This is a genomic window from Bradyrhizobium sp. 138 (genome assembly GCF_023074075.1).
Classification (GTDB): domain Bacteria; phylum Pseudomonadota; class Alphaproteobacteria; order Rhizobiales; family Xanthobacteraceae; genus Bradyrhizobium.
The window spans coordinates 71,337-94,492 of the sequence record NZ_JADPKT010000063.1; the positions used below are offsets into that span (position 1 = coordinate 71,337).

Sequence of the window (23,156 nt, forward strand, 5' to 3'; positions counted from 1 at the left end):
GGGCACGAGACAATAATTTCGAGGAGACGAACTTGGCGAGCGATCTGGCGGACAAAGCGGACAGCTACGTTTGCGGCATCTCGGACGCGCCGCTGCTCGGCGACACCATCGGGCGCAGCCTCGACCAGGCCGCGCAGCGTTGGGGCGATCGCGAGGCCCTGATCTCGCCCAGCCATGGCGTCAGGTGGACCTGGCGAGAATTCGCCGAGCGGGTCGATGCGCTCGCCGCCGGCTTTCTCGCACTCGGACTCGAGCGGGGAGGACGGATCGGTATCTGGTCGCTGAACCGACCGGAATGGACGCTGACCCAGTTCGCCGCCGCCAAGGCCGGCCTCATCCTCGTGACGATCAATCCTGCTTATCGGCTCAGCGAGCTGGAATTTGCGCTGAAGAAGGTCGGCTGCGCGGCGATCGTCACCGCGACGGCGTTCAAGACCAGCAACTACATGGAGATGCTCAACACGCTGCTGCCCGAGCTCGCCAGCGCCGGGCCCGGACAGTTGCAGGCCGAGCGGCTGCCCGCCTTGCGGATCGTGATCCAGATCGGCGGCCCTGCAGCACCAGGCACGATCCCGTTCGAGGAGGTCGCCGGGATGGGCCGAGCGGAGCATCACCAGCAACTCGCTGCGCTCGGCGCCGCCCTGCAATTCGACGATCCCGTCAACATCCAGTTCACCAGTGGCACCACGGGATCGCCAAAGGGCGTGACGCTGACCCATCACAACATCCTCAACAATGGCTATTTCACGGGACGCGCGATGCGCCTCACCGAGCAGGACCGCATCTGCATTCCGGTGCCGCTCTATCACTGCTTCGGCATGGTAATGGGGAATCTCGCATCGGTCACACTCGGCACGACCATGGTTTATCCCGGCGAGGGTTTCGATCCGCTCACGACGCTGCGTACGATCGAACAGGAGAAATGCACGGCGCTTTATGGCGTACCGACCATGTTCATCGCCGAGCTCGATCATCCCGAATTCGCGACTTTCAACCTGAAATCGCTCCGCACCGGCATCATGGCCGGCGCGCCCTGCCCGGTCGAGGTGATGAAGCGCGTCAACACCGAGATGAACATGCGCGAGGTCACGATTGCCTACGGCATGACCGAGACCAGTCCCGTCAGCTTCCAGAGCGCGACGGACGATCCGCTCGAGCGCCGCGTCTCCACGGTCGGACGGATCCATCCGCATGTCGAGGTCAAGGTCGTCGATCTCGAGGGCAGGATCGTCAAGCGCGGCGAACGGGGCGAGCTGTGCACCCGCGGCTACAGCGTCATGCTGGGCTATTGGGAGGAGAGCGAGAAGACCGCCGACGTGCTCGATGCCAACGGCTGGATGCACACCGGCGACCTCGCCACCATCGACGACGAGGGCTATTGCAACATCGTCGGCCGCATCAAGGACATGGTGATCCGCGGCGGCGAAAATCTCTATCCGCGCGAGATCGAGGAGTTTCTCTATCGTCACCCCAAGATCCAGGATGTGCAGATCTTCGGCGTGGCGGATAGCCGCTATGGCGAGGAGCTCTGCGCCTGGGTCCGCGTCAGATCGGGCGAGACGCTGACCGCAGAGGAGGTCCGCGCCTTCTGCGAGGGCCAGATCGCCCACAACAAGATTCCGCGCTACGTGGAGTTCGTCGACGAATTCCCGATGACGGTGACGGGAAAGATCCAGAAGTTCTTGATGCGCGATGCCGTGGAGCAGCGGCTGGGGCTGAAGGCGGCGAAGACGGCGTGAGGGAGCCTCCATTGCCGCCACACCGTCATTGCGAGCGCAGCGAAGCAATGACGGACGAGAGAGACGTGTCCTACGCCGTCAGCCCGCGCTGCTGCGCCAGCTCCTTCAGCGACACCAGCGGCCGGGCGCCGATGTGCTGAATCACTTCGGCGGCCGCGAGCGCGCCGAGCTCACCGCACTGCTTGTACGCAAGATTGCGCGCCAGGCCGTACAGGAAGCCTGCGGCGAAGAGGTCGCCGGCGCCAGTGGTGTCGACCACCTTGTTGACCGGGAAGGCCGGCGCAGCGACGGCGTCTTCGGCCGACACCACCATGCAGCCCTTCTCGCTGCGGGTGACGATGCCGAGATTGACGTCGTTGCGCAGCTGCTTCAGCGCGGTGTCGAAGTCCGAGGTCATGTAGAGCGAGTGCAGCTCGGACTCGTTGGCGAACACGATGTCGACGGTGCCGTTTCGCATCAAGGACAGGAACTCGTCGCGATAGCGGTCGACGCAGAAGGAATCCGAGAGCGTCAGCGCCACCTTGCGCTTGGCATCATGGGCGATCTTGGCCGCCTTGACGAAGGCGTCCTTGGCGTTCTTGGGGTCCCAGAGATAGCCTTCGAGATAGACGATTGCAGCGCCGGCGATTTCGGCCGGATCGATATCGGCGGGCGACAGATCCTGCGCCGCGCCGAGATAGGTGTTCATGGTGCGCTCGCCGTCATCCGTGACCAGGATGTAGGAGCAACCGGTGGCGGGACCGTCCGTCGCCGCGGGCGTGTTGAAGGCGACCCCGGCAGCGCGGATATCATGGACGTAGAGCTTGCCGATCTGGTCGTCCTTGACCTTGCCGACATAGGCGGCGCGGGCCCCCAGGCTGCCGATGCCAACGATGGTGTTGGCGGCAGATCCCCCCGAGACCTCCGTCGCCGGCCCCATGTCCTTGTAAATGGCCGCTGCCCGCGCCTCGTCGATCAGGGACATGCTGCCCTTGGTCATGCCATGCTTGGCCAAAAAGGCCTCGTCGGTCCTGACCAGCACGTCGAACAGCGCGTTGCCGATGCCGAGAACGTCATATTTCACGTCAGCCATTCACCTTGATCCTGTTTGGCGGATTGCGATCCCAGCGGAAATCCGCTTCCTGTCAGCCTGAAATCCGGCTCGCGGCCTATCACGACCGGGCCTGCACGGGCAAGCAACGGTATTATACAAATCCGATGATCCGCTCCTTCCTGACCGTCTCGACGGGAACGCTGGCCTCGCGCCTCTTGGGCTTTGCCCGCGATTCCCTGATCGCGGCGCTGCTCGGCACCGGCGCGGTGGCGGACGCGTTTCTGGCGGCCTTCCAGCTCGTCAACGTGGTGCGCCGCCTGCTCAGCGAGGGGGCCCTCAACGCGGCGCTGATCCCGGCATGGCTGCGCGTCAGGGACCGCGATGGCGCGGCGGCCGCAGTGGCGTTCGCGGGACGCGTGCTCGGCACGGTCAGCGTGGCCCTGATCGCGATCTCGGCCGTCATCGCGCTGGTGATGCCGCTGATCATCACGATCATCGCGCCGGGATTCCTCGGCAGCGGCACGCTCGATCTTGCCGTTCAGAACGCACGGCTGATGCTGCCTTATCTTGCCTTCGCCGGCCCCGTCACGGTGCTAATGGGACTGCTGAATGCGCAAGGACGCTTTGCCCTCACCGCATTCTCGCCGCTGCTGTTCAATATCGCCTTGATCGCCGCCATCGCTGTGCTCCTGGTCTGGCACACCGATGCGGCTTTCGCGGCGTGGATGCTGGCGGCAACCGTCGGCCTCGCCGGCCTGCTGCAACTCCTGATGTTGCTCTCGCAGCGGAGCGGGCGCCTCGCCACTCCGCTGCGCGTGAGTTTCGACAAGGAGATGCGCGGCTTCTTCGCCAAGGCCATTCCCGGCATGATCGCAAGCTCCGGCCCGCAATGGCTGATGGTGGCCGGTGCGATCATCGCATCCGCGACGCCGTCCGCGGTGTCCTGGCTCTATTTCGCCAACCGGCTGATCGAGCTGCCGCTCGGCATCGTCGGCGTCGCCATGGGCACCGTGCTGGTGCCGGAGCTAACGCGCGTGGTCGCCAGCTCCGACCGCGAGGCGGTGGCGCATGCAGAGTCCCGCGCGCTGGAGCTTGCGACGGGGCTGGCGCTGCCCGCCACGCTCGGTCTGATCGTGCTGGCCGAGCCGATCGTGCGGCTGCTGTTCGAGCATGGCGCCTTCGGTGCGCAGGACAGCGCGGCGACCGCGCACGCGCTGATGTGGCTGGCGCTTGGCCTGCCCGCCCACGTGTTGATCAAGGCGCTGGCCCCGGCCTTCTATGCCCGCAGCGACACACTGACGCCGCTCTCAGCCACGGCCAAAGGCTTCGTGGTTGCGGTCGTGCTTGCGGTTCTGCTCGGCCATCTCTTCGGCGCGAGCGGGATCGCGGCGAGCATCGCGCTTGGTGCCTGGAGCAGCGCGCTCTCGTTGCTCCGCAAAGGCACGGCCGAGTTCGGCTTCTCGGTCGATGCCACCGCCCGCCAGCGGCTGCCGCGGATCGTCCTCGCCGCAACCGCCATGGGCGCCCTGCTCTGGCTCACCGTGGGCCTCGTGCCTTCCGAGACCCATGGCTTCATCAAGTTCATCGTGCTGGGCGTGCAGATCGGAGCCGGAATCGCCGTCTACGGCCTGCTTCTGCAAATCCTCGGCGCAGCCTCCTGGCGCGAGACGGTTAACGCGTTGAAACGGCCCACTCATTAGCGTGCGCGCCGACGGCTCTTCACCTCTCCCATCGGGAGAGGTGGAAATACCCTTGACGGAGCAGCGCAGCTGTTGGAAACGACGGCCGACTACCTATGGGAAAGCTGACAATGCCATTCGTTGAACGGGTCTTTTCGGGCGTCCAGCCGACGGGCAATCTGCACCTCGGCAATTACCTCGGCGCGATCGTCAACTTCGTGAAGATGCAGGAAACCCACAACTGCATCTATTGCGTCGTCGACATGCACGCGATCACGCAAGGCCTCGACGTCTGGGGCGGCCCGGCCGAGCTCACGCGCAACACCCGCGAGGTCACCGCGGCGTTCATCGCTGCCGGCATCGATCCGAAGAAGCACATCGTGTTCAACCAGAGCCAGGTCTCGGGCCATGCCGAGCTCGCCTGGATCTTCAACTGCGTCGCGCGCATGGGCTGGCTCGGCCGCATGACCCAGTTCAAGGAGAAGGCCGGCAAGGACCGCGAGAACGCCTCGGTCGGGCTGTTCGACTATCCCGTGCTGATGGCGGCCGACATCCTGCTTTACCGCGCAACCCACGTGCCGGTCGGCGAGGACCAGAAGCAGCATCTCGAGCTCTCGCGCGACATCGCGCAGAAGTTCAACAATGATTTCGGCGATTCCATTCGCGCCCAGGGCGCCAATGACGGCCTGTTCTTCCCGCTGCCGGAACCCCTGATCACGGGACCGGCGACGCGCGTCATGAGCCTGCGCGACGGCACTAAGAAGATGTCGAAGTCGGATGCGTCGGACAATTCGCGCATCAATCTGACCGACGATGCCGACACCATCGCGCAGAAGATCCGCAAGGCGAAGACCGATCCGGAGCCGCTGCCATCAGAGGAAAAGGGCCTCGAAGCCCGTCCCGAGGCCGACAATCTCGTCGGCATCTTCGCCGCGCTCTCCGGCCGCGCCAAGGCCGACGTGCTCAGGGAATTCGGTGGCGGCCAGTTCTCCAGCTTCAAGAACGCGCTGGCCGAGCTGTGCGTCACCAAGCTCGCGCCGATCGCGGGCGAGATGAAGCGCCTCGTCGCCGACCCCGGCCATATCGATGCGATCCTGAACGACGGATCGGACCGGGCCCGCGCCATCGCCGAGGAGACGATGAAGCTCTCCAAGGACATCGTCGGCTTCATCTACCGGCGCTAGAAACGGTCGGCGCCGGCCCTCCCCTCTCCCCAATGCTGCGGGAGTGTGGCAGCATGCCGTCCCTGCACATTCCGGGACATGCATGACCAGCAAGCGACTTTGCTACGAGCCGGGCCACAAGCCCAAATGCCTCGTCATCGTCGATGACACCGCCGAATGGGATCGCGCGGTCTACTATGCCAGCCGCTGGGCGATCCGCGCCGGCGGCGGCGTGGTGATGCTGCGTATCATCGAGCCCAATCAGCAGAGCCAGGAATGGCTGGGGGTCGCCGACATCATGCGCGCCGAGGCGCAGGAGGCGGCGGAAGCCGCGCTCGACCGCGCCGCCGGCCGCGCCAACGGCATCGCCGCGATCACGCCGGAGCGGGTGATCCGCGAGGGCGCACCGATGGAACAGTTGCTCGCCGTGATCGACGAGGACCCTGATATCGCCATGCTGGTGCTCGCCGCGAATCCCGGCGCGGAAGGGCCGGGCCCCCTGGTGGCACTGCTCGCGCACGCGGTAGGGACGTTCCCGATCCCGGTGACCATCATTTCCGGCGCGCTGAGCGATCAAAGCGTGGATTCGCTGTCGTAGGACGCCGCTTACCCTCCCCCTCCAGGGAAGATAAGAATGCACTTAACTCGCTGATATAACAACAGAACGCCGTTCTCGCCCCTTGATCGTGCGTTCGCCGTCGCCATCTGCTAGTGGATAGAGCACGCGCCGGCCTTGAACCGGTGACGTCTGGAGAAAACCATGTTCATTCAAACCGAAGCCACCCCCAATCCCGCCACGCTGAAGTTCATTCCCGGCCGTGTCGTGGTCGACGGCAGCCCGATGGAATTTGCGAGCCGCGAAGCCGCAGGCCGCTCGCCGCTGGCCGAAAAGCTGTTCGAGGTACCCGGCGTCACCGGCGTGTTCTACGGATCGGACTTCATCACCGTGACCAAGGCGAGCGGTGAATGGCAGCAGCTCAAGCCCGCGATCCTCGGTGCCATCATGGAGCACTACATGTCCGGCGCACCGCTGCTCGCCGGCGGCGCGGCTGCCGACGATGCCGATCTCGACGACGAGGACGAGTTCTTCGACGAGGCCGATGCCGAAACGGTCGACATGATCAAGGACCTGATCGAGACCCGGGTGCGGCCGGCGGTCGCCAATGACGGCGGCGACATCACCTTCCGCGGCTTCAAGGACGGCATCGTCTATCTCAACATGAAGGGCGCCTGCTCCGGCTGCCCGTCATCGACCGCGACGCTGCAGCACGGCATCCAGAACCTGCTCAAGCACTTCGTGCCCGACGTGGTCGAAGTCCGGCCGATGTAGGAGGTGCCGTAGGGTGGGCAAAGCGAAGCGTGCCCACCTTTTCTTTCGGCGACAAAGTGGTGGGCACGGCGCAAGAGCGCCTTTGCCCACCCTACGAAATGCGGCGCTATCGGGGACTACGAATAGTGAATGACGAATGGCGGATAGACGTTTGGTTCGCTAGACTGCTCCCCATTCGCCACTCGCCATTCGCTTTTCCATGTTGATCCTCGCCATCGATACTGCGCTCGACGCCTGCTCCGTCGCCGTGCTCGACACCGAAACGGCCGAGCTCCTTGCGCAGGAGCAGCTGCTCATGAAGCGCGGCCACGCCGAAGCCCTGATGCCGATGATCGCGCGCGTCATGCAAACGGCCAATCTCGCCTTTACCGCGCTCGACCGCATCGCGGTCACCGTCGGCCCCGGAAGTTTCACCGGCCTGCGCGTCGGCATTTCGGCGGCGCGCGGCCTTGCGCTCGCCGCCGGCAAGCCCGCCGTCGGCCTGACCACCTTGTCCGCCTATGCAGCCGCCATCGTTGGCCAGAGCAAATCGGCGCCTGTGATCTCGGCGATCGACGCGCGGCACGACCATGTCTATTTCCAGATCGTCGCCGGCGACGGCAGCCAGCTGGTGCGACCGCGCGTCGCTTCCATCGACGAGGCGATCGCAGCTTCGCAATTCGGCGCGCCGCACCTGGTCGGCAATGCCGCAGGGATCCTCGCCGAGCGCTGGCTGAAGGATATTCCGCAGCCGGTCGCGGTCGAGGCGCAGGTCGCGCCTGACATCAGCTGGGTCGCATGGCTCGGTGCTGCCGCCAATCCCGATACTACGCCGGCACGGCCGTTCTATTTGAAGGCGCCCGACGCCAAGCTGCCGGCGCAGCCGCCATTTGCAGCACAAGCCGCAACCTCATGATGAGATGGCTGTCGGAATGGTGGCGCGGCGGCACCGCCGCCGTCGAGCCTGCGTCCGCGCGCGATGCCGCGCGGCTGGCGCAGCTTCACGGCGCCTCGTTCGCGCGGGGCTGGGGCGAAGGCGAATTCGAGGGCATGCTCAGCGAGCGCAACACGCTGGTGCATCGGTTGCGGCTCGGCCACAGAACCATCGGATTCGCGGTGTCGCGGATCGGGGCGGACGAAGCGGAAATCCTCTCGATCGCGGTGGACGAGGCCTATCGCGGGCGCGGCCTCTCCCGCACGCTGCTGATGACCCATCTCGGCCATCTCGCGGGGCGCGGCGTGCGCACAATATTTCTCGAAGTCGAGGAAAACAACCAGCCGGCGCGGCGGCTCTACGTCGGATGCGGATTCATGGTGGTCGGGCGCCGCGAACGCTACTATAAGCAGCCGGACGGGGAACATTTGAACGCCCTTCTGATGCGACGTGACTTGTCGTAACATTGGTGGCAGAAAGCGCCCCGCCAGGCAGACAAACCATGACCGTACTGAAACCTTCCTCCGCATCCAAGGCGTCCGGCATCGAGGCGCGCTGTGCCGCCACGGGCATGCGCATGACCGAGCAGCGCCGCGTCATCGCCCGCGTGCTCGCGGAAGCGATCGATCACCCCGATGTCGAGGAACTGTACCGGCGCTGCGTCGCCGTCGACGACAAGATCTCGATCTCGACCGTGTATCGTACCGTCAAGCTGTTCGAGGACGCCGGCATCATCGAGCGCCATGATTTCCGCGAAGGCCGCGCGCGCTATGAGCAGATGCGCGACAGCCATCACGACCATCTCATCAACCTGCGCGACGGCAAGGTGATCGAGTTCACCTCCGAAGAGATCGAGAAGCTTCAGGCAGAAATCGCCCGCAAGCTCGGCTACCGGCTGGTCGACCACCGGCTCGAGCTCTATTGCGTCCCGCTCGACGACGACAAGCCCACCAGCTAAGTGCCCATCGATCTCATCATCTTCGATTGCGACGGCGTGCTCGTGGACAGCGAGGTGATCTCCTGTCGCGCGCATGCGGATGTGCTGACGAGGCACGGTTATCCCATCACCTCGGAGCAGGTGTTCGAACGCTTTCTCGGCCGTTCGACGCGGCAGGCCAATCTCGAGATCGAATCCGAGCTCGGCCGCAAGTTGCCCGAGGCCTATCACGGCGATCTGCAGGACGAGCTGTTCCGCGCGTTCGAGGCCGACCTCGAAGCGATCCGCGGCATCCATGACGTGCTCGATGTGGTGCCTCAACGCGTCTGCGTCGCCTCGAGCGGCTCGCATCAGCGCATGCGCGTCAGCCTGGGGAGCACGGGGCTCTATGAGCGCCTCGCGCCAAATATCTTCTCGGCTTCGCAGGTGACCAACGGCAAGCCGGCGCCGGACCTGTTCCTGTTCGCGGCGAAGGAAATGGGCGTGCCGGCCCAGCGCTGCGTCGTGATCGAGGACAGCCTGGCCGGGATTGTCGGCGCGCGGGCGGCGGGAATGACCGTATTCGGCTTTTACGGGGGCAGCCATTGCCGCGACGGCTATGCCGAGACGCTACGCGAGGCCGGCGCGGATCTGCTCTTTGCCGACATGCATCAGCTGCCGGAGCTGGTCCGGCGGAACGTTGGCATGGCCGCTCTTCGGTCGTGACGGTGTATCGAGACGATGGGCACACAACACGAAATCGATCTGATCGGCGCGAGCGATGACGAAACGGCTGTCATCACCGAGCACGAAATTGAAAACGCGTGCAAGCTGACCTGCGCTTATCGCGGCAAGACAATCGAGGCCGAGGCGAGAGATTTTTTCGAAGCACTATGCTTGATCCGGCGTCAGCTCGAGCCTGAGGGACTTATCCCTTTCTGCTACGGAGCGAGCCTCAATGTTTATCCGTCGGGAATGGCGAGAGACATGGGGGCGGGTCTGAAGGCGTATCGGCTGACGAAGGGTGCCCATACGCGCATGACCGACCTCGTCGAAATTTTTGACGCCGGGCCTGATGTGATCCCTGCCTCAGTTGACGTGCAGGAAGAGTTTTGGCGGGAATGGCTCGCAACCCCTCGGACGTAGGGCTGACTCCACGCAAAGGGGCCCATTCCGGTGGTTTTGGGGCTGATTCCGGCTTTGCTCCCTCTGAGGTACTCCGGAATGACGACCGAAGGGGCTGCCATCGCTGGATTTTCGCGCCTCCAGCCTATATCTGAGGGCCGTCCTCCACCTCCATTTCGGGTTCCATGACGCCGCCGCGCAAGCTGCACATCAAATCATATGGCTGCCAGATGAACGTCTACGATGCCCAGCGCATGGTGGATACGCTGGCTCCGGAAGGATTCGTGGAGACGGCGAGTGCCGAGGAGGCCGACCTCGTCATCCTCAACACCTGCCACATCCGCGAGAAAGCTTCGGAAAAGGTCTATTCCGAACTCGGCCGCCTGCGCGTCGCCAAGGACGAGGCCGCGCGCGATGGTCGCACCATGCAGATCGCCGTTGCGGGCTGCGTGGCGCAGGCCGAAGGCGAGGAAATCGTGCGCCGCGCGCCTGTCGTGGACGTCGTGGTGGGACCGCAGAGCTATCATCATCTGCCGGAGCTGTTGAAGCGCGCCGGCAACGAAGGCCGCGCCATCGAGACCGAGTTTCCGGCCGAGGACAAGTTCGGCTTCCTGGCCCAGCCCAAGCCCGCAGCGATCCGCGCGCGCGGTATTTCCGCTTTCGTCACGGTGCAGGAAGGCTGCGACAAGTTCTGCACCTTCTGCGTCGTGCCCTACACGCGCGGCTCGGAAGTCTCGCGCCCGGTCGCCAAGATCGTCGATGACGTGAAGCGGCTCGCCGACAACGGCGTGCGCGAACTGACGCTGATCGGGCAGAACGTCAACGCCTATCATGGCGAGGGGCCGGACGGAAAAACCTGGCCGCTCGGCCGGCTGCTCGAGCATCTGGCCAAAATTCCCGGGATCGCGCGACTGCGCTATTCGACCAGCCATCCGCGCGACGTCGATGACAGCCTGATTGCCGCCCATCGCGATCTCGGTGCCCTGATGCCGTTCGTGCACCTGCCGGTGCAGTCGGGTTCGGACCGGATTCTGGCGGCCATGAACCGGAAACATACCGCCGATGATTACCGGCGGGTCATCGACCGTTTCCGTACCGCGCGCCAAGACATTGCTTTTTCATCAGATTTTATCGTCGGCTTCCCCGGCGAAAGCGAGCAAGATTTTCTCGCCACCCTCGCGCTTGTCACGCAAATCGGCTACGCTGCGGCTTATTCGTTCAAATACTCCGCCCGGCCGGGAACGCCGGCCGCGGATATGCAGGAGACGGTGTCCCCCGCCGAGATGGACCAGCGATTGGAGCGGCTCCAGGAACTGATCGACAGCCAGCAATCGGCCTTCAACAAGGCTGCGATTGGCTCAACGGTCGACGTGCTGTTTGAACGTCCGGCGCGCAAGGACGGCCAGATCGTCGGCCGCACCGCATTCCTCCAGCCCGCCCACGTGATGGCCTCGCCCGATATCATCGGACACATCCTGCCTGTCAGGATCGACAGCCTCGAACGCTACAGCTTTCTCGGCGAGCTCGCCACACCGCGCACCGCGCGCGAGCCCGCTTTATCGCAAGCCAGTGGAGCCTGAACCCTTGCCAAAAAGCGCATCGGATTCGTCTTCTATCGCTCCCAGCCGCAAATTTGACCGCGACATGCAAGTTCCGCCCGAGACCCAGGTCGTCATCGATTTCGACGACAACCGTGCCGCATCCGCGCTGGTTGGCCCCTACGGCCAGCATCTGGCGCAGATCGAGCGGCGGCTTGGCGTCGTCGTCGATTCCAAGGGCAACCACATCACGATCGGCGGCACGCGCGACGGCTGCGACGCCGCGCGCCGCGTGCTGGAGATGCTCTACGCACAGGCGGTGAAGGGGCACGACCTCGACCAGGGCGAGGTCGAAGGCGCGATCCGTGCCGTGATCGCGCAAGGGTCCCTATTCGAGTTCGACGCCAAAACGGCCAAATCGGCCTTCGACAGCATCAATCTGCGCAAGCGACCGGTGCGGGCACGCACCGCCGCGCAGGACTCCTATATCCGCGCGCTGAAGCGCCACGAGCTGGTGTTCGGCATCGGCCCGGCCGGAACCGGCAAGACCTGGCTCGCGGTTGCGCATGCCGCGCAGCTGTTCGAGCGCAAGGAGGTCGACAAGATCATCCTGTCGCGTCCGGCGGTGGAAGCCGGCGAGCGGCTCGGCTTTTTGCCCGGCGATCTCCGCGAGAAGGTCGACCCTTATCTTCGTCCGATCTACGACGCGCTCTACGACCTCATGGATGCGCGCATCGTCGAGCGTGCGCTGCAGACCGGCGAGATCGAGATCGCGCCGCTCGCCTTCATGCGCGGCCGCACCCTCACCAACGCGGCCATCATCCTGGACGAGGCGCAGAACACCACGTCGATGCAGATGAAGATGTTCCTGACGCGCCTCGGCGAGAACAGCCGCATGATCGTGACCGGCGACCCCTCGCAGATCGACTTGCCGAACGGCCAGACCTCGGGCCTGGCCGAAGCGACCCGTCTGCTGGGCGGCGTCGAGGGCATCGCCCAAGTTCATTTCAAAGCCGAGGACGTGATCCGCCACGAACTCGTGGCGCGGATCGTCGCCGCCTACGAAGGTTCGCCGCAGCGGCCGGCCGCCGGCCAATCCTGACGAGGCAACAGCCGGACTCAGAGGGCGCGGACAGGGCGCCTCACCGTTCCGAACAAAGACAATGTCACATCAGAACCTTCCCATCACCGAGGTCCTCGTCGTCGCCGATTGCTGGCAGCGCGAGCCCGATTCCGAAGCCGTGATCCAGCGCGCGGTTGCGGCCGCCGCCGAGAGCGTCGATGAAGACGTGGCCGACGCGGAAGTAGCCGTGATGCTGACCGATGATGCCGGCATCCGCACCCTCAACAGCAACTGGCGCGGCATCGACAAGCCGACCAACGTGCTGTCGTTTCCCGCACTCCAGCCCGAGGGCGAATGGAAGCCGGGTGATGCGCCGCGCATGCTCGGCGATATCGCGATCGCCTACGAGACCATGCGGCGCGAGGCCGACGAGGAACAAAAACCGTTCGACCACCATTTGAGCCATCTCGCCGTGCACGGCTTCCTGCACCTGATTGGCTACGACCACGAGAACGAGAGCGACGCCGAGGAGATGGAAGCGCTGGAGACGCAGATCCTGGCTCACCTTGGAATTCCCGATCCCTATGCAGATCGCGCAGGGACGCACTGAGATGCCGGATTCCGACCCAATTCAGGACAACCCGCGCAACACCGCCAATCTGCCGGCGGTGGTGACCCAAGGCGAGGTGATGCGCCCGACCGCGGAAGGATGGCTGCTGCGCGCCATCCGGACGCTGTTCGGCTGGAAGGCGGGATCGGTTCGCGACGACCTCCAGGTCGTGCTCGATGCGACGACGCCTGGCGACTCCGGCTTCTCCGCGGTCGAGCGCACGATGCTGCGCAACATCCTCGGACTGCATGAGCGCCGCATCGCCGACGTCATGGTGCATCGCGCCGACATCATCGCGGTGAAGCGCGACATCCCGCTCGGCGAGTTGATGGACCGCTTCGAAAGCGCCGGCCATTCGCGGCTCGTGGTCTATAACGAGACGCTCGACGATCCCGTCGGCATCGTCCACATCCGCGACCTGCTCGCCTTCATGACCGCGCGCGCCCGCGTGCCGGAAGCCACCAAGACCAAGCGCAAGAAGCCGCTGCCGGCTGGGCTCGACCTCCGCGCCGTCGATCTCGCGCTGCCGCTCGAGGATGCGCGCATCATCCGCAAGCTGCTCTACGTGCCGCCGTCGATGCGGGCGATCGACCTGCTCGCGCAGATGCAGGCCACGCGCATTCATCTGGCGCTGGTGGTCGACGAATATGGCGGCAGCGACGGACTGGTTTCGCTCGAGGACATCGTCGAGCAAATCGTCGGCGAGATCGACGACGAGCACGACAGCGACGAGCCGCCTTCGATCGTGCGCCTGCCCGACAACGCCTTCATCGCCGACGCCCGCGCCAGCCTCGACGACGTCCGCTCGGTGATCGGCGAGGATTTCGTCACCGGCGAAGCCGGCGAGGAGGTGGAGACGCTGGGCGGCTATCTCGTCAGCTTCGTCGGGCGTCTGCCGGTGCGCGGCGAGTTGATCTCCGGACCCGGCAATTACGAGGTCGAGGTGCTCGATGCCGATCCGCGCCGCGTCAAGCGGCTGCGCATCTCGACGCGGAAAGAGCGTCCCAGCCCGCGCACCCAGCGCGAGAGAAGCCGCCGCGAGGCCACGCCGGACAGTGGTCAATCGCCGGCCAATGACACACCCACCCCGCCGCCAAGCGACGGGGCCGGCCAACAGTGAGCCCGTTCCAGCGAGTTCGGCAGATCGCGCTTGCCGTCATCCTCACCTGGGGATGGAAGCGCGCGGTCATCGCCATGGGGTGCGGAGCACTGTCGGTGCTGGCACTGGCGCCGTTCAACATCTTCCCGGTGCTGTTCATCACCTTCCCGGTGCTGGTCTGGCTGATCGACGGCACTGGGGCCGGACGATACGGCGGCGTCCCGGCCGCGGCACTGACCGGCTACTGGTTCGGGCTCGGCTATTTCGTGCCCGGGCTCTACTGGATCGGCTACGCCTTCTTCGTCGAAGCCGATGTGTTCGCCTGGCTGACGCCGTTCGCCGTGCTCGGCCTGCCGGCCTATCTGTCCATCTTCACGGCCATTGGCTTTGCGCTGGCACGCCTGCTCTGGACCAAAAACGCCACGCGCGTGCTTGCGCTCGCAGCAAGCCTCACATTGAGCGAATGGCTGCGCGGTCACGCACTGACAGGCTTTCCCTGGAACACGTTCGGCTATGCGCTATCCGAGCCGCTGCCGCTGGCGCAGACGGCGTCGTTGATCGGCCTGTGGGGCATGACCTTCCTGACGGTTGCGATCTTCGCGAGCCCCGCGATCCTGATCGACCGCACGCCTGATCGTCGCTTGCCGTGGCGCGTACCGGCGGCGGCGATTGCGCTCTTGATAGTCATGAGCATCTTCGGCGCGATCCGCCTGTCGCTGCATCCGACCACGATGGTCGCAGGCGCCAAGCTGCGCCTGATGCAGCCGAACCTCCAGCAGGACGCAAAATTCAACTACGCCGCCAAGGCGGAGGTGATGAAAAAATACCTGGCGCTGTCGGACCGCGCCTCCGGCCCGCAATCGACCGGCGTGCGCGACGCCACCATCCTGATCTGGCCGGAATCCGCCTTTCCGTTCTTCCTGACCCGCGAAGCCGACGCGATGGCTCAGATTGCCGACCTTCTGCCGAAGGGCACGGTGCTGATCACGGGTTCGGTCCGCGCACCCGACCTGCCGCGTGGCACGCCGATCACACGTGCCTATAATTCGATCTACGTGATCGATCACGACGGCAGCGTGCTTGCGGTGTACGACAAGCTGCACCTGGTACCGTTCGGAGAATTTCTCCCTTACCAGGCGCTGATGGAAAAGCTCGGCTTCGAGCAACTGACGCGTGTGCGCGGCGGCTTCATTGCCGGCACGGTGCGGCATGCGCTGCCGGTAGCCGGTGCACCGCCCGCACTGCCGCTGATCTGTTACGAAGCCATCTTTCCCGGCGAAGTGGCAGGACGCAACGAGCGTCCAGGCTGGATCGTGAACCTCACCAATGATGGCTGGTTCGGCATCTCGACCGGCCCCTATCAGCATCTGGAGCAGTCGCGGATGCGCGCGATCGAGCTCGGATTGCCGCTGGTTCGCTCGGCCAATACGGGCATCTCCGCGGTGATCGATCCGGTGGGCCGCACCGTCGCCAGCCTTGGCCTCGGAATCGAAGGCATTTTGGACGCAAACCTGCCCGCCGCGATCCCGCCGACCGTCTATGCGCGGGTGGGCGATGCGCCCGCAGCCATGCTCGTCGCGCTGGCCGTGATTGTGGCCCTCCGCCGACGCGTTGCCAAACGGCAGCCCTGATCGCAGCTTCACCACCCGCGGCCGGAAGCTTTTGACAACCGTAGTCCCACGGTTGACAGACTGCACGCGGGCTCCCCATTCTGCATCGGCTGCAAAAGACAGTGGTGCATTGCTAAATTTCTCCGCAATGTTTCCCAATAACAGGGTGTGATTTGATGTTGCTTGCACCTGAGGCACTCCGATTGATTGCGCTTAAGGTGGTGTTTGGAGGGCTGAGGAAATGTCGAAAGCGCCCAACCCTGTTGACAAATATGTCGGCAGTCGCGTGCGTATGCGCCGCATCATGTTGGGCATGAGCCAGGAGAAGCTCGGTGAAGCTTTGGGCCTGACTTTCCAGCAGATCCAGAAATACGAGAAGGGCACCAACCGGGTCGGCGCCAGCCGAATCCAGCAGATCGCCGAGATTCTGCAGGTGCCGGTGTCGTTCCTGTTCGAAGGCGGTCCGAGCGGCGTGCCTGGTCCGGATGGCTTCGCCGAAGGCGCCTCGCCCTCCTATGTGTCGGACTTTCTCGCGACCTCCGAAGGACTTGCCTTGACCAAGGCGTTCACGCGAATCACCGACTCCAAGATGCGCCGCTCGATTGTCGATCTCGTCGAGCAGATCGCGGCTCGCGAAGGGCCCGACAAGCGCTGAGGCGCCCTCTCAATGGCGATTTGAGACCGCGTCAAATCTGGCCTATGTCGTCATTTATGGCCGCGCTTCCACGCGCGTCCACCTCGATGATGTGATTCAAAGGCACAGATGCGTCCATGGCCAGCTCCAATTGGTTCGATTCCCAAACTATTCTCGATGGCATCCGCCGCTGGGTGGAGATCGAGACGCCGACGGAAGCGCCTGAACAGGTCAACAAGCTGATCTCTATGGTCGCGGACCAATACCACGATCTGCCCGTCACGCTCGAGCGCGTCGCCGGCGTCGGCGGCTGCGGCGATCATCTCATCGCGCGGTCGAATTGGGGCCAGGACCGGCCGGGCATCCTGGTGCTGAGCCACCTCGATACCGTTCATCCCCTCGGATTCATCGAGCGCCTGCCGTTCAAGGTCGAAGGCGACGTCGCGTTCGGTCCCGGCATCTACGACATGAAGGGCGGTGCCTACATCGCCTATCACGCCTTTCGCGCGCTGTGCGCGACGGCCGAACGCCCGCCGCTCGGCATCACGCATCTGTTCACCTCTGACGAGGAGATCGGCAGCCCCACCTCGCGCGCACTGATCGAGCAGGAAGGGCGCAAGGCCAAATATGTGCTGGTGACGGAGCCGGCGCGTGACGGTGGCAAGATCGTCACGGGACGCAAGGGCGTCGGACGCTTCCGCGTGCTCGTCAAGGGCGTGCCGGCGCATGCCGGCACCCGGCCCGAAGACGGCCGCAGCGCCGTCCGCGAGCTCGCCAACGTCATCCTGGCGCTGGAAGGGATGAACGACCTCGCGCGCGGCGTTACCGTCAATGTCGGTGTGGTGCGCGGCGGCACGCGCCCCAACGTCACGCCGGAAGAGGCCTATGCCGAAGTCGATCTGCGCGTGCTGAGCCTCAAGGACGCGGACGAGTTCGTCGGCAAGATTCTCGGCCTGACGTCGAAGACCGACGGCGTCACCGTCAAGGTCACGGGCGGGCTCAATCGGCCGCCTTACGAGAAGAGCAATGCAGGCGCTTCGCTGTACGAGCATGCGAAGTCGCTCGCGAGCGAGATCGGCTTTGAGCTGATCGACACCCACACCGGCGGCGGCTCGGACGGCAATTTCACCGCCGCGCACACCGCGACGCTCGACGGGCTCGGCGTCGACGGCAAAGGTGCGCACACCCATTATGAGCAGCTCTATATCTCGTCGCTCGCACCGCGCGCGCGGCTGCTCCATCGCCTGTATCAGACGCTGCGATGAGCGAGCGCAAATCAGACCCCGATCGCGAAGACAGCGAGCGCGCCTTCTTCGGGCGCCGCAAGGGCCACAAGCTCAGGCAGCACCAGGCCGAGCTGGTCGATCATCTGCTGCCGCATCTTGCGCTCGACATTGACGGTGAGACGCCGGCGGACGCCCGCGAGATCTTTGGCCCCGCGACCGAAGATGTCCGGCTCGAGATCGGTTTCGGCGGCGGCGAGCATCTCGCGGCCGAGGCCCAGAACTTCGCCACGACGGGCTTCATCGGCTGCGAGCCTTATGTCAACGGCATGGCAAAGATCCTCGCGCGGATCGAGGCCGCCAACATCGGCAACATCCGCCTGTTCGCGGGCGATGCCGCCGAACTGCTGGCCTGGCTGCCGAAGGCATCATTATCGCGGATCGACCTGATCCATCCCGATCCCTGGCCGAAGCGGCGGCACTGGAAACGGCGCTTCGTCCAGGACAGGACCATCGCTGCGATGGCGCGCGTGCTGAAGCGAGACGGCGAATTCCGTTTCGTCTGCGACATCGACGATTACTGCGCCTGGACGCTGTCGCATCTTGCGCGTTCGCAGGATTTCGTCTGGCTTGCCGACCGCGCCGACGATTTCAGGCAGCCATGGGCTGGCTACACCATGACGCGCTACGGCCGGAAAGCCGCGCGCGAAGGACGCAAGGCGACGTATTTGCGGTTCAGGCGATTGTAGCCGTCATTGCGAGGAGCCCGCGACAAAATTGCGAAGCAATTTTGCGCTGGCGACGAAGCAATCCAGAGCGGCTCCGCGGAGAGATTTCTGGATTGCTTCGCTTCGCTCGCAATGACGGAGAGTAACGCTAGATCGTCGCCCGGTTGCGCCAGAAATTCACGACGCGCTCGGCGGTCGTCGGCATCAGGCGCGTGAAGTTCACGCGCGCGGCCTCGATGTCGGCATCAGCAGGCGTGCGGTGCGGACCGTACCAGAGCAGAATGAGCGCGCGCACCGTGGGCCAGCCCAGATTCAGCACGCGGCCGACAATGAGGATCGGATCGTAGCGGTCGCCCGCGATCAGGCGGTCGAGGACCGAGAGACGGACGCCGGACATCGCCGAGAGCGAAGCGATCGATTCCTCGTATTTGTGCGCCTTGGCGAAGCCCAGCAGCGCGCTCTCGCCGAGATGGCCCTCGCGATGCAAGGTGAGCACCGTCCGCTGTGCACCGGAGAAATCGCGCCGCGGCCCCGGCGGCAGCGCGGCTTCCTCGATCGCCGCCATCGTGCGCTTGATCTCGACCTGGCGCGCGGGGTTGACCACGCTGGAGAGGCGCCGGCGGATGACGTCGAGCGTCCCGTCGAGAAGCTCCTTCAGGTGCTCGCCCGACAGATCGGTGCGTTGTCCGATCTTGAGGGTCAGCACCCCGTCCTGCGCGGCGCGCTTGATCATCTCGGAATAGCTGCTCGGTGAGAACACCGCGCCGGCATTGCCCGCAGCGCGGCGGACCACATCGCGATCGCCGCGCTCGACCAGCACGTCGGTGATCTCGGCCGACAATACGGGGCGCTCCGTCATCGCCAGCAGATGGCCCTGGCCCTTCAGCCGCGCGATCTCGACCAGAGCGCCATCGTCGAGCACGGGTGAGCGTCGCAGCACGGGGGCCGCCACCATGATCTCGTTTTCGCGCGCGAGTTGATTGACCAGATGCGGCGGCGCGTTGTTCAGATGCGAGAAGCGCTCGGCCAGGTCGACGCGCGAGGCGAGCTCGGCATGCGGCACGAGATCGATCAGCAGATTGTCGAAGAGATCGATGAGCTCGGGACGAAGATTGGCGGAATCCTGGAAGAACAGCTCGGAGATGGCACGCGCGATCTCGCCGCGTCGCCGCGGATCGCCGCGTTTGACGATATCGTCCAGTCCGGGAATGAGCGACGTGGCAACGGTCATGAAAACGCAACTCGATGAGGGCACGCCGCGGGTGCGCCCTTGGTCCAAGCCGCCCCACAATCGGGGAATTTAGCCTCCCGAGGTGAAAGAAGCGTTAGGCCCGGGACCGTGAATCAGGCGCAAAAAGCCTCGTTTGACCCGCGATGGGCCTTGTCCGCGGAGATGGAAAGCGCTATATCAGCGCCAATTCATCTTCTCATACGATCCGCGTAGTGAGAGTGGGCCCGAAAGGACCCGCTCTTTTTTATTACCTGAACGCGGCTTGGCGGAAGATGTGGCCCGACGCGTGTCGGGAGAGTTCCGAAGCGGGCTTTGAAGTCTTAACCAAGCCTTAACCCAAGCTTTATCCAACGAGCGCTTTGACCTCTGATATGACCGAACCGAACCCTGGTTCCACCGATGCCGAATTGCTGGCCGAGCCGAGGCTCGTGGTCGAGCCGGGCGTGGCGGCACGGGTGTCCGCGGTCGCAGCGCCGGTGCTCGAGGGCATGGGCTATCGCCTGGTGCGGATCCGCATATCCGGAGAGGCCGGCTGCACCGTGCAGATCATGGCCGAGCGGCCGGACGGCTCGATGCAGCTCGAAGATTGCGAGGCGATCTCACGAGCGCTCTCGCCCGTGCTCGATGTCGCCGACCCCATCGATCGCGCCTATCGGCTGGAAATCTCCTCGCCGGGGATCGACCGGCCGCTGGTCCGCCGTTCCGATTTCGAGCGCTATTCCGGCCATCTGGTGAAGATCGAGATGGCGGTTGCTCATGAGGGCCGCAAGCGGTTCCGTGGCACGCTCGGTCCGGTCGAAGGCGATCGCGTGCATCTGCATCGCGACGACGTCAAGGCGGGCGATGATATTGATGTGCTCCTGACGATGGAGGATATCGGCGAGGCCCGGCTGGTGCTGACCGACGAGCTGATTGCGGAATCGATGCGCCGCGGCAAGGCCGAGGAGCGCCAGATGCGCAGGGATCTCGGCCTGGAGCCGCCGCAGGCGCCGCACGCCAAGATCAGCGAAAAGACCACCAAGAACACCAGGCCGAAGAAGAAGCCGGCCCCGACCAATACGAAGAAGCATCGCCTGGCCGCCGAACGCACGCGACGGGGCGAGATCGAGCCTGACGAAGGAGACTAGCCATGGCAGTCAGTGCCAATCGACTTGAATTGCTCCAGATCGCCGACGCAGTTGCGCGCGAGAAATCGATCGACCGCGGCATCGTCATCGCGGCGATGGAGGATGCTATCGCCAAGGCCGCGCGCGCACGTTACGGCAGCGAGACTGACGTTCACGCCGAGATCGACCCGAAGAAGGGTGAGCTGCGGCTGTCGCGCCACATGCTGGTGGTCGAGAAGGTCGAAAACCATTCCAACCAGATCTCGCTGGTCGACGCGCAGCGCGCCAATCCCGGCGCCCAGGTCGGCGACACCATCGCCGACACCCTGCCGCCGCTGGAATATGGCCGTATCGCCGCGCAGTCGGCCAAGCAGGTCATCGTGCAGAAGGTGCGCGAGGCCGAGCGCGACCGGCAATATCAGGAATTCAAGGATCGCATCGGCGACATCGTCAACGGCGTCGTCAAGCGCGTCGAATATGGCAGCGTGATCGTCGATCTCGGCCGCGGCGAAGCCATCATCCGCCGCGACGAGATGCTGCCCCGTGAAGTGTTCCGCAACGGCGATCGTGTCCGCGCCTACATCTTCGACGTCCGCCGCGAGACGAGAGGCCCGCAGATCTTCCTCTCCCGCACCCATCCGCAATTCATGGCGAAGCTGTTCGCGCAGGAAGTGCCGGAAATCTATGACGGCATCGTCGAGATCAAGGCGGTCGCCCGCGATCCGGGCTCGCGCGCGAAAATCGGCGTGATTTCCCGCGATTCCTCGGTCGATCCGGTCGGCGCCTGCGTCGGCATGCGCGGCTCGCGCGTGCAGGCGGTGGTGAACGAATTGCAAGGCGAGAAGATCGACATCATTCCCTGGTCGCCCGACATCGCGACCTTCGTGGTCAACGCGCTGGCGCCGGCCGAAGTGTCCAAGGTCGTCATCGACGAAGACCGCGAGCGCATCGAGGTCGTCGTGCCCGATACCAACAACCAGCTCTCGTTGGCGATCGGCCGCCGTGGCCAGAACGTGCGTCTGGCCTCGCAGCTCACCGGCTGGGACATCGACATCCTGACCGAGCAGGAGGAATCGGAGCGCCGCCAGGCCGACTTCGAGAACTCCACCCGCGTCTTCATGGAATCGCTCAACGTCGACGAAGTGGTCGGCCAGCTCTTGGCGTCCGAAGGCTTCACCTCGGTCGAGGAACTCGCCATGGTGGACCTCAAGGAACTCGCCGGCATCGAGGGCTTCGACGAGGAGACCGCGCAGGAGCTCCAGAGCCGCGCCCGCGAATATCTCGAGCAGCAGGAAGCCGAGATCGAGGCCAGGCGCAAGGAACTGGGTGTCGAGGACGCCGTCAAGGACGTGCCCGGCGTCACCTCCAAGATGCTGGTGAAGTTCGGCGAGAACGACATCAAGACGGTCGAGGACCTCGCAGGCTGCGCCACCGACGATCTGGTCGGCTGGACCGAGCGCAAGGAAGGCGGCGAGCAGACCAAATTCCCGGGCGCCCTCGACGGCATCGATATCTCCCGTGACGACGCCGAAGCGATGATCATGCAGGCCCGCGTCAAGGCCGGCTGGATCACCGAGGCCGATCTCGCCAAGCCGGCCGAAGAGGCTGAAGCGACCGAAGATCAGCCGGCTTAACGCGCGTTCCGCAAAAGTGGAGACCGGTTTTGCGTAAAGAACACGCGACTTAGAAGGCGAAGGAGGATGTCGCCCGGATGCTCGCCAGTATTGACAGCGAACTTGACCATGGACCGCGGACCGAAAGGTCCGCGACCATGCGGATGTGCGCGGTCAGTCGGCAGGTCCGGCCGATCGACGAGCTGATCCGCTTCGTCATTTCGCCGCAAGGCGACGTGGTTCCAGATCTCAAGCGCAAATTGCCCGGACGGGGCATGTGGCTCACAGCCTCCCGCGGGGTGGTTGCGGAAGCCGTACGGCGTCACCAATTTAGCAAGGCCTTCAAGCGCGAGCTGCGCATCCCTCAGACGCTTCCTGCCGACATCGAGGCGCTCCTGGTTCGGAGCGTGACGGAAGCCCTTGGGATCGCCGCCAAGGCCGGCCAGGTCGTGGCCGGTTTCGGCAAGGTCGAAAGCGCCCTAGGGGAAGGCACGGTCGAGGTCCTGATCCACGCCAGCGACGGGGCCGCGGACGGAATCCGCAAATTGGACATGCTGGCGCGTCAAAATGCCGGGAATCGCGGCGCCAAGCCGCAGATTCCCGTCGTTACCGCACTGAAATCGGTAGAATTGGATTTGGCACTGACCCGGTCAAATGTGATACATGCTGCCGTGCTCGCGGGCCCGGCGAGCAAGTCATTCCTGTCACGTAGCCAGATGCTGGTCCGATACCGGATGGCGGACGATGACAAGACTGCCGAAAAGCACGGCCAGGATTTCTGAGAGACAACGACGACCCAATTG

23 protein-coding genes are annotated in these 23,156 nt (G+C 64.6%); 21 read left to right on the plus strand and 2 right to left on the minus strand.

Annotation, left to right across the window (positions count from 1 at the left end):
* The first annotated feature begins 44 nt into the window (after positions 1–44).
* On the plus strand, positions 45–1,739 hold the full coding sequence (locus tag IVA79_RS20500) for an AMP-binding protein (protein WP_247556539.1): 1,695 nt from the start codon (positions 45–47) through the stop codon (positions 1,737–1,739).
* Positions 1,740–1,809: 70 nt separating this feature from the next.
* Here IVA79_RS20500 and IVA79_RS20505 read toward each other — a convergent pair whose 3' ends face one another.
* A complete protein-coding gene (locus IVA79_RS20505) occupies positions 1,810–2,811 on the minus strand; it encodes an adenosine kinase (protein ID WP_247556028.1) in 1,002 nt (333 codons plus the stop codon).
* Between the two features lie 125 nt (positions 2,812–2,936).
* On the opposite strand from IVA79_RS20505, the gene murJ reads away from it, so the two are divergent.
* From murJ to trmB, 17 genes are all read left to right on the plus strand, one after another.
* On the plus strand, positions 2,937–4,472 hold the full coding sequence (gene murJ, locus IVA79_RS20510; RefSeq protein ID WP_247556031.1) for a murein biosynthesis integral membrane protein MurJ: 1,536 nt from the start codon (positions 2,937–2,939) through the stop codon (positions 4,470–4,472).
* A 110-nt stretch (positions 4,473–4,582) separates the two neighbouring features.
* Positions 4,583–5,635, plus strand: a complete 1,053-nt coding sequence (trpS, locus tag IVA79_RS20515) for a tryptophan--tRNA ligase (RefSeq protein ID WP_247556035.1) — start codon at positions 4,583–4,585, stop codon at positions 5,633–5,635.
* A gap of 82 nt (positions 5,636–5,717) precedes the next feature.
* A complete protein-coding gene (locus IVA79_RS20520) occupies positions 5,718–6,212 on the plus strand; it encodes a universal stress protein (RefSeq protein ID WP_247556037.1) in 495 nt (164 codons plus the stop codon).
* A gap of 162 nt (positions 6,213–6,374) precedes the next feature.
* Positions 6,375–6,944 (plus strand): NifU family protein, encoded by a 570-nt coding sequence (locus IVA79_RS20525; protein WP_247556039.1) that lies wholly within the window; start codon positions 6,375–6,377, stop codon positions 6,942–6,944.
* Positions 6,945–7,143: 199 nt separating this feature from the next.
* A complete protein-coding gene (gene tsaB / locus IVA79_RS20530; RefSeq protein WP_247556042.1) occupies positions 7,144–7,839 on the plus strand; it encodes a tRNA (adenosine(37)-N6)-threonylcarbamoyltransferase complex dimerization subunit type 1 TsaB in 696 nt (231 codons plus the stop codon).
* Complete coding sequence (gene rimI, locus IVA79_RS20535; protein ID WP_247556044.1) at positions 7,836–8,321, plus strand: ribosomal protein S18-alanine N-acetyltransferase; 486 nt, start codon at positions 7,836–7,838, stop codon at positions 8,319–8,321. Before tsaB ends, rimI begins: the two co-directional genes overlap by 4 nt.
* Before the next feature lie 38 nt (positions 8,322–8,359).
* On the plus strand, positions 8,360–8,815 hold the full coding sequence (locus tag IVA79_RS20540; RefSeq protein ID WP_247556046.1) for a Fur family transcriptional regulator: 456 nt from the start codon (positions 8,360–8,362) through the stop codon (positions 8,813–8,815).
* Positions 8,816–9,499: an HAD family hydrolase gene (locus IVA79_RS20545; protein ID WP_247556048.1), complete on the plus strand. Its 684-nt coding sequence runs from the start codon at positions 8,816–8,818 to the stop codon at positions 9,497–9,499.
* A gap of 15 nt (positions 9,500–9,514) precedes the next feature.
* Positions 9,515–9,919 carry a hypothetical protein gene (locus IVA79_RS20550; RefSeq protein ID WP_247556049.1) on the plus strand — a complete coding sequence of 135 codons (405 nt, stop codon included), beginning with the start codon at positions 9,515–9,517 and terminating at the stop codon, positions 9,917–9,919.
* 164 nt (positions 9,920–10,083) lie between these two features.
* A complete protein-coding gene (gene miaB, locus IVA79_RS20555) occupies positions 10,084–11,478 on the plus strand; it encodes a tRNA (N6-isopentenyl adenosine(37)-C2)-methylthiotransferase MiaB (protein WP_247556051.1) in 1,395 nt (464 codons plus the stop codon).
* Between the two features lie 64 nt (positions 11,479–11,542).
* Positions 11,543–12,538: a PhoH family protein gene (locus tag IVA79_RS20560; RefSeq protein ID WP_247556054.1), complete on the plus strand. Its 996-nt coding sequence runs from the start codon at positions 11,543–11,545 to the stop codon at positions 12,536–12,538.
* Between the two features lie 61 nt (positions 12,539–12,599).
* Positions 12,600–13,109 carry an rRNA maturation RNase YbeY gene (gene ybeY, locus IVA79_RS20565; RefSeq protein WP_247556056.1) on the plus strand — a complete coding sequence of 170 codons (510 nt, stop codon included), beginning with the start codon at positions 12,600–12,602 and terminating at the stop codon, positions 13,107–13,109.
* The gene (locus IVA79_RS20570; RefSeq protein ID WP_247556058.1) at positions 13,084–14,229 is read left to right on the plus strand and encodes a hemolysin family protein; all 1,146 of its coding nucleotides are present in this window, start codon (positions 13,084–13,086) and stop codon (positions 14,227–14,229) included. The genes ybeY and IVA79_RS20570 overlap by 26 nt, the downstream gene beginning before the upstream one ends.
* Entirely contained in the window at positions 14,226–15,839 is a 1,614-nt protein-coding gene (gene lnt, locus IVA79_RS20575) for an apolipoprotein N-acyltransferase (RefSeq protein ID WP_247556060.1), read from the plus strand. Before IVA79_RS20570 ends, lnt begins: the two co-directional genes overlap by 4 nt.
* Positions 15,840–16,059: 220 nt before the next feature.
* Positions 16,060–16,473, plus strand: coding sequence for a helix-turn-helix transcriptional regulator (locus IVA79_RS20580; protein ID WP_028139513.1), 414 nt, complete (start codon positions 16,060–16,062; stop codon positions 16,471–16,473).
* Between the two features lie 116 nt (positions 16,474–16,589).
* Complete coding sequence (locus IVA79_RS20585; RefSeq protein ID WP_247556062.1) at positions 16,590–17,717, plus strand: M20 family metallopeptidase; 1,128 nt, start codon at positions 16,590–16,592, stop codon at positions 17,715–17,717.
* Entirely contained in the window at positions 17,714–18,424 is a 711-nt protein-coding gene (gene trmB / locus IVA79_RS20590; protein WP_247556064.1) for a tRNA (guanosine(46)-N7)-methyltransferase TrmB, read from the plus strand. The genes IVA79_RS20585 and trmB overlap by 4 nt, the downstream gene beginning before the upstream one ends.
* 127 nt (positions 18,425–18,551) lie before the next feature.
* Here the strand turns inward: trmB and IVA79_RS20595 are convergent, their stop codons facing one another.
* Positions 18,552–19,634, minus strand: coding sequence for a DUF2336 domain-containing protein (locus IVA79_RS20595; RefSeq protein WP_247556066.1), 1,083 nt, complete (start codon positions 19,632–19,634; stop codon positions 18,552–18,554).
* 371 nt (positions 19,635–20,005) lie between these two features.
* Here IVA79_RS20595 and rimP point away from each other — a divergent pair, with 371 nt between their 5' ends.
* From rimP to IVA79_RS20610, 3 genes are all read left to right on the plus strand, one after another.
* The gene (gene rimP / locus IVA79_RS20600) at positions 20,006–20,761 is read left to right on the plus strand and encodes a ribosome maturation factor RimP (RefSeq protein WP_247556068.1); all 756 of its coding nucleotides are present in this window, start codon (positions 20,006–20,008) and stop codon (positions 20,759–20,761) included.
* A 2-nt stretch (positions 20,762–20,763) separates the two neighbouring features.
* Complete coding sequence (gene nusA, locus IVA79_RS20605) at positions 20,764–22,374, plus strand: transcription termination factor NusA (RefSeq protein ID WP_247556070.1); 1,611 nt, start codon at positions 20,764–20,766, stop codon at positions 22,372–22,374.
* A 77-nt stretch (positions 22,375–22,451) separates the two neighbouring features.
* On the plus strand, positions 22,452–23,135 hold the full coding sequence (locus IVA79_RS20610) for an RNA-binding protein (protein WP_247556073.1): 684 nt from the start codon (positions 22,452–22,454) through the stop codon (positions 23,133–23,135).
* Positions 23,136–23,156 lie beyond the last annotated feature (21 nt).